The 3508-nt window shown below is 42.4% G+C and carries 2 protein-coding genes; both read right to left on the bottom strand.

All coding sequences use genetic code 11. The annotated features are described in order from the left end of the window. Positions 1–271 precede the first annotated feature (271 nt). Positions 272–469, bottom strand: a complete 198-nt coding sequence (locus NEOC95_RS02665; RefSeq protein WP_213151348.1) for an F-box protein — start codon at positions 467–469, stop codon at positions 272–274. Positions 470–1008: 539 nt separating this feature from the next. Next, entirely contained in the window at positions 1009–3390 is a 2382-nt protein-coding gene (locus NEOC95_RS02670) for a leucine-rich repeat domain-containing protein (RefSeq protein ID WP_213151350.1), read from the bottom strand. Positions 3391–3508: the final 118 nt, after the last annotated feature.

Genomic DNA, 3508 nt, shown 5'->3' on the forward strand with positions numbered 1-3508 from the left:
TGTTGGTTATCTAGCTTGATTGGTTTCATAGTCAACTTTGCAAGAAATTAAGAGCTTTATAATGATTTAGGCGTAAATAAAGTATAGCGATTTGGGAGAAAAAACGCTCTCAAAATATTACTTAAGCATGAAACATCCTTTAAATCATGTCAAACTAATTACGTTAAAGGATAGGGCATTATGACCACTGAAATACTTATAAGGAATTACCGTACTGAAGACACGCAAGCTCTTGCAAATATCTATTTTTATACGATTCATCGCATCAATATTAAACATTACACGCAAGAACAAGCGATGTATGAGCTTCTGAATCAAGCTTAGAGAGAGAAGGCATCACTTCAGAAGCCAGCAAATGATGCCATCTTTTACAGACGCTAAATAAGGGAGGAACTGCGCAGGCTTCTAAGATAGGGAGTAGCAATTCATTGGGCAAGCTTTCAATAGATGCCGAAGAGATAGGATGCATTTTATTTCCTTTGGTAATGATGGCTTTTCAGCATTTTTATTTTTAAAAGTAAAATAAAAAAATTAAAAAGGCAAGTCAAAACAATTCGTATCCTTATCAACGAAAAGCAACTCCCAGATGATCTACCGGCGCTTTTTTTTCCAGATAGATCCAAGGAAAGGGGGGGGACCTTCCAAGCATTTGGGAGCAGCCACAGGTTTTGGCGATTAAGTGACGCGGCAATTTTGATTTGGCTAAAAGAATGAGATTGATTCTTTGCCTTATTTGAGAAAAACGGCTCTTTTTGGCGCAATGTTTCAATCCTTCTACCAAATGATGGAATACAATACGCCTAGCTTCTTCCTGTCAAGAAAGGTTGTTCTTCCAGCCTAGCAATCTGCAGAAAAAGAGAGAAACTTCTTGTCATTATAAATGTATAGGTTAGCTTAAGCTTACTTAGTTGCGGGAAGGAAAGCGGATGACTTCTTTAAAGATAAGATGGCTAAAAGTTTGTTATTTTATTTTAGTCCACCCTCATTTAAAAAGCACTTACAACCATTCTACAATTGAAAACGCTGCCTTATCTTTTCTGCAATATCTTTCAACGGATTTTTCGCTAATTCAAGCTTGGTAAGCTTAGACAATTGTCCTATTTCTGCAGGCAGGCTGGTGAGCTGGTTTTGATTTAAGCAAAGCTCTTGCAGCTTAGACAGCCGCCCTATCTCTGCAGGAAGGTTGGTGAGCTGGTTTTGATTTAAGTAAAGCTGTAGCAGATCAGACAGCTGTCCAATTTCTGCAGGAAGGCTGGTGAGCTGGTTTTGATTTAATTTAAGCGTTTGCAGCTGAGGCAGCTGCCCGATTTCTGCAGGCAGGCTGGTAAGCTGGTTTTGGCCTAAGTAAAGCCTTTGCAGCTGAGACAGCCGTCCGATTTCTACAGGTAGACTGGTGAGCTGGTTGCTTCTTAAGGTAAGCCATTGTAGCTGAGACAACTGCCCGATTTCTGCAGGAAGGCTGGTGAGCTGGTTTTGACTTAAGTAAAGCCATCCCAGCTGAGACAATTGCCCGATTTCTGCAGGAAGGTTGGTGAGCTGATTGCTTCTTAAGGTAAGCTTTTGCAACTTAGACAATTGCCCGATTTCTGCAGGTAGACTGGTGAGCTGGTTTTGACTTAAGTAAAGCCATCCCAGCTGAGACAGCTGCCCGACTTCTGCAGGAAGGCTGGTGAGCTGGTTTTGGCTTAATTCAAGCCTTTTCAGCCGATACAACTGCCCGACTTCTGCAGGTAGAGAGGTGAGCTGGTTTTGATTTAAGTCAAGCGCTTGCAGCCAAGACATTTGCCAGATTTCTGCAGGCAGACTGGTGAGTTGGTTTTGGCTTAAGTCAAGCGCTTGCAGCTGAGACAGCCGTCCGATTTCTACAGGCAGGCTGGTGAGCTGGTTTTGGCTTAAGAAAAGATATTGCAGCTGAGACAATTGCCCGATTTCTGCAGGCAGAGTGGTGAGCTGGTTTTGCTTTAAGTAAAGCTGTAGCAGATCAGACAGCTGCCCAATTTCTGCAGGAAGGCTGGTGAGCTGGTTTTGGCTTAAATCAAGCTCTTGCAGCTTAGACAGCTGCTCGATTTCTGCAGGAAGGCTGGTGAGCTGGTTTTGATTTAATTCAAGCCTTTGCAGATGAGACAATTGCCCGATTTCTGCAGGCAGGCTGGTGAGCTGGTTTTGGTTTAAGTAAAGCTTTTGCACCTGAGACAGCTGCCCGAGCTCGGCAGGAAGGCTGGTGAGTTGGTTTTCTCTTAAGTGAAGCGTTTGCAGCTGAGACAACTGCCCGATTTCTGCAGGCAAGCAGGTGAGCTGGTTCTGTCTTATGTAAAGCCATTTCAGCTGAGACAACTGCCCGATTTCTGCAGGCAAGCAGGTGAGCTGGTTTTGACTTAATTCAAGCCTTTTCAGCCGATACAATTGCCCGACTTCTGCAGGTAGAGCGGTGAGCTGGTTTTGATTTAAGTCAAGCGCTCGCAGCCAAGACATTTGCCAGATTTCTGCAGACACACTGGTGAGTTGGTTTTGGCTTAAGTAAAGCCCTATCAGCTGAAATAGTTGCCCGATTTCTGCAGGCAGGCTGGTGAGCTGGTTTTGATTTAAGTAAAGAAATTGTAGCTGAGACAATTGCCCGATTGTTTTAGGCAGACTGGTGAGCTGGTTTTGAGTTAAGTTAAGCCATTGCAGCTGAGGCAGTTGTCCGATTTCTGCAGGCAAGCAGGTGAGCTGGTTTTGGCTTAAGTTAAGCTTTTGCAGCTTAGACAATTGCCCGATTTCTGCAGGAAGACTGGTGAGCTGGCTTTGGCTTAAGTTAAGCTCTTGCAGCTGAGATAACTGGCATATTTCTGAGGGTAAATAAGTCAAGCCTGCTCCAGACAAATCCAAAGCCGTGATGTTTTTACAATTTTCTTCCATCCAATCTATAAGAAGCTCCCCTTTTTTCTCTAGAGGCAAATATTTGATTGCTTCTCGGCTCAAGTATTCTTCCCCTCCAGGAAGTTTTTTCCAAAACAAAAGGCGATTAATATTTACAAGATAAGAGGAGTAATTAGCCAGAGTAAAATATCTTTTTTGCTCGGTTATCCATTTAAATTCTAATTCTAGAGGTGAAAGAGATCTAGCTAAAGTAAAGATTTGCCTAAAAATTGCATTTACCTTTGCTGTTTCAGAAAGTCTACTTTCTAGCTTATAAATCCTATCTAAGATAAAAGCCTGCCTGCTAATACCCCTTTGGGACACATGTACTTTACCTATTTTTTTATAAAGAGAAGGCATCACTTCAGAAGCCAGCAGATGATGCCATCTTTTACAGACGCTAAATAAGGAAGGGGCTACGCAAGCCTCTAAGATAGGGAGCAGCAATTCATTGGGCAAACTTTCAATAGAGGCCGAAGAGATAGGATGCATTTTATTTCCCTGGGTAATAATGACTTTTCAGCATTTTTATTTTTTAAAAGCAATATAAAAAAATTAAAAAAGCAAGTCAAACGAATTCCTATCCTTATCACCAGGGGGGGGGGGGCAG

Source organism: Neochlamydia sp. AcF95, assembly GCF_018342455.1.
GTDB lineage: Bacteria > Chlamydiota > Chlamydiia > Chlamydiales > Parachlamydiaceae > Neochlamydia.